The 3,360-nt window shown below is 67.1% G+C and carries 4 protein-coding genes and 1 pseudogene; 4 read left to right on the top strand and 1 reads right to left on the bottom strand.

All coding sequences use genetic code 11. The features are described 5' to 3' along the window. A partial coding sequence (locus G6R24_RS22955) for a hypothetical protein (RefSeq protein ID WP_225438779.1) occupies window positions 1–296 on the bottom strand: 296 nt, incomplete at its 3' end. On the opposite strand from G6R24_RS22955, the gene G6R24_RS24290 reads away from it, so the two are divergent. The 4 genes and pseudogenes from G6R24_RS24290 (at window position 229) to G6R24_RS19550 (ending at window position 3,190) form a co-directional block, all read left to right on the top strand. After that, window positions 229–1,173: a GntR family transcriptional regulator gene (locus G6R24_RS24290; protein ID WP_420840677.1), complete on the top strand. Its 945-nt coding sequence runs from the start codon at window positions 229–231 to the stop codon at window positions 1,171–1,173. The genes G6R24_RS22955 and G6R24_RS24290 overlap by 68 nt on opposite strands. A gap of 7 nt (window positions 1,174–1,180) precedes the next feature. After that, entirely contained in the window at window positions 1,181–1,999 is an 819-nt protein-coding gene (locus G6R24_RS19555) for a protein phosphatase 2C domain-containing protein (protein ID WP_163550630.1), read from the top strand. Between the two features lie 42 nt (window positions 2,000–2,041). Further along, window positions 2,042–2,338, top strand: a pseudogene (locus tag G6R24_RS24285) (helix-turn-helix domain-containing protein); the annotation flags it as partial. A gap of 309 nt (window positions 2,339–2,647) precedes the next feature. Further along, window positions 2,648–3,190 (top strand): hypothetical protein, encoded by a 543-nt coding sequence (locus tag G6R24_RS19550; protein WP_163550629.1) that lies wholly within the window; start codon window positions 2,648–2,650, stop codon window positions 3,188–3,190. Window positions 3,191–3,360: the final 170 nt, after the last annotated feature.

The following is a 3,360-nucleotide window of genomic DNA, read 5'->3' as shown; positions in this document are numbered from 1 at the left end:
CTGGGTCTGGGCGCGGTCACCGACGTGCCGCTGCTGGAGGCGCTGCTCGGCCTGCCCGCCGGGCTGCCGGTGCCCGCCGCGGCGTTGTCCGCGCACGGACGGGGCGCCGCATCCACCAACGCCCCCAGCACCGGCACCGACCAGGCCGGCAACGCCAGAAACTCGTACACATCCACCGGACCAGGGACGGACGCCGTCCGCCTCCGGACAGGGGGTGAGGCATGCTGCATGAGGGTTGACCTCCACATCAGGTCGGCCTGGCCCTCGGTGACCTGCACGTCGCCGGGGGTCGCCATCGCTTGTATGTCTGCATGCAGACCGGATAACAGGCAACGTAGGCCGTCGACGATCGCTCGTCAAGGGGTCTGCATGCAGACCGTCAGAGTTGAGTTATGGTGGCCAACTGTGACCGGACCGACCGACGCCCGCCCCTTGAAAGTCCGCATTTCTGACGACATCCGAGCCCAGATCGAGACGGGTGCACTCCGAGCTGGCCAGCAGCTGCCGACCCTGGACGAGCTGTGCCGGCAGTACCTGTGCAGCCTGGCCGCCGTTCGGGAGGCCCTAGACCTGCTGCGACAGCAGGGCCTGGTGGTCACCCGGCAGGGAGTTGGGTCCTTCGTACGCGAGCGGCCATCCGCACGGCGACATGGCATCGAGCGGTACTCACGCAGTCGGTGGACTGCAGGCCGGGCCGTGCTGATCGCTGAGGCAGAAGCCCAGGGCCACACCGCCAGCCAAATCCTGCGCGAACTGGCCGAGGTCCCCGCACCTGCCGATGTTGCACACCGCCTCGGCGTCCCCGACAGGACGCCCGTTTGGGTCCGTCGGCGGACCACGATGATCAATGACCGGCCGAACCAACTCGCCGATAGCTACTACCCTCTAGACCTCATTCGCGAGGTTCCGATCTTGCGCGAGGAAAACACAGGACCCGGCGGTGGTTTTGCGCGCATCGAGGATTCTGGCCATCGGTTGACTCAGATATCAGAAGAACTTCGGGCGCGCATGCCTAACGGACCCGAGATCGTCTCTCTCCGCCTCCCAGACGGGACTCCTGTAGTCGAGCTACTGCGGACAACATACTCAGGGGAACACCCAGTCGAGGTAATGAGAGCTATTCTCGCCGGGGATATGGCCGAGTTCGCATACACCTTCCCAATACCCGACTAGGAGCGATGTGGAAATACGATTCTCCTCGACCCCGACGCCTGGAAGTGTCAATGAGGATTTGACTCTCGCGGGGGGATCATGGGCTGTCATCCTGGACGGCGCCACTGCTAGGCCAGGTGTCGACACTGGCTGCATACACAGCGTGTCATGGCTGGTCCACCACCTCGGCGGACATCTATCAAAGCTCCTGGAGACAGACAACCGACCCCTAGCGGAGCTGCTAGAAACTGCTATATCTCTCCTCCGCCTAGATCACGGAGACTCGTGCGATCTATCTAATCGAGATAGTCCCAGCTCGACCGTGGTTATCGCGCGGTGGGAAACGAATGAACTCGAATACCTGGTCCTGGCTGATTCGCCGCTCGTGCTGGACGTGGATGGACACATCACCCCGGTGGTAGACGATCGGACGGCACATCTTGTCGACTATTCAGCGCAGGGAGTAGCTCGAGCCCGGAATGCTCCTGATGGATTCTGGGTCGCCAGTACGATGCCCAGCGCCGCCCATCATGCGATCACAGGATCATATCCTGCCGCATCAATTCGACGTGCGGCGCTGCTCTCCGACGGTGCCGCACGGCTGGTCGAACGCTTCAAATCTATGAGCTGGTCAGAACTGCTCGATTTCATCGCCGACCGGGGCCCCCAGGCCCTCATCGATCAAACACGGCGTGCTGAGCGCAGCGAGACGGCTGAGGAGGCGGTGGGGCGGCGCGGGAAGGGTCACGACGACGCGAGCGTGATCTACATCGTGCGGGCCACGGCGACACACGACACACGACACACCGAGACGACCGATAGCACAGGAGCTGGGGCGAGTCGGTAGGAAGCTCTCCTACTACGACCCTGGACCGGGCCGAAAACGACGATGGCCCGGAGAGTTGGCGCTCTCCGGGCCGCTGTACGTCGCCATTGCCAGGCGAGTTCGAGGTTACGGGACCTGAGGTCCCGTGGCCACCGTGCTCGCCCACGATCCCTTGGAGGGACGTTGTCGAGCTGGGAGGCCCTGTCGTGGGCCAAGAAGCAGCAGGTGGGTAATCCACTCCGTAAGTTGATCTTGCTGTTGATGTGCGAGAAGGTCGACGCGAACTTCGCGTGCTGGCCCAGCGCTCGGTTGATTGCCGCCGAGGCGGAGTGCAGTCGGGCCACGGTGATTGAGCATCAGCGGGCCTTGGAGCTGGATCTGGGCCTGGTCACGATCGTGCCGCAGTACCGGCCGAACGGGTCGCAGACCAGCAACCGGATCTATATCAACCACCCCGATGCCCCGCATGTCCGGGACGCCACGATGGCCGATGATCTACGGTCCACGCGGCGCGGCCGCGGCGATGCGCCGCTGGCACCACGGGGGGGGTCCAGCTCCCGGACGGGGGGGGTCCAGCTCCCGGACAGGGGGGGTCCAGCTCCCGGACAGGGGGGGTCCAGCTCCCGGACCCCCCGGGGGTCCAGCTCCCGGACCCCCAGAATTACCCAAGTGAACAACCACCCCACCACCCACGCCGCGCGGGCGGATCAGGTGGAGGAGGTGGAGAAACTCGACTCGGAACAGACCGCCGCCACGCTGTTGGCGGCGTTGCCGGCCCCGTGGCTGGTGGGCGCGACGACCCGGGGTGAGCTGGCACCGCGGGTGGCTGAGGCACTGCGCGCGGGATGGTCTCCCGAGGCTCTGGCCGCGCATCTGGCGGCGGCACCGGATGGTGTGCGGTCCGGTGCCGCCGTGCTGCGCCGCCGGGTGGCGGACATCCCTCCTCCACCCGGCGGCGGTCAGCCACGCTCCGATGCTCACGACGCCGCCGAGCTCGCCGAGTTGGAGGAGCTCACCGGCCGGTTGGAGGGTCATGCTGACCGGCTCGGTGTGCCTGCGGCGTCGCTGCGTGCTCAGGCCCGCCGGACGCTGATGGCGGAGGGCTGGGCGGAGGATCCGGCGGCTCCTGGGCGGCGTAACCGGCTCGCGGTGGCCCGTACCGCCTGCGACATCGCTGCGCAGGAGCTCGCCGCCCGGGTGGGTGCGGCGTGAGCGTCATCCGGGCGGTGTCGCCGGCGACGGCTACGGCCCGTGCGGCCGCGATCCGGGCCGCGGCGCTGCTCGCGGCGGCCGGTACCCGGGTCGGGGTGGGCGCCCCGCTGGGCGGCTGGGCCGTGCTCGCCGCGATCCCGGACCCGGACGAGACCGCCCGGCGTGCCCGG

The sequence above is a fragment of the Candidatus Frankia nodulisporulans genome, from assembly GCF_902806475.1.
GTDB classification, from domain to species: Bacteria; Actinomycetota; Actinomycetes; order Frankiales; family Frankiaceae; genus Frankia; species Frankia umida.
The sequence above is the reverse complement of the archived record's forward strand: the minus strand, read 5'-3'. Positions and strand labels throughout refer to the sequence as shown.

Bases quoted from the DNA above. Each gene is read 5' to 3' on its own strand.
- G6R24_RS24290 (WP_420840677.1), top strand. From the start codon at position 229: ATGAGGGTTGACCTCCACATCAGGTCGGCCTGGCCCTCGGTGACCTGC.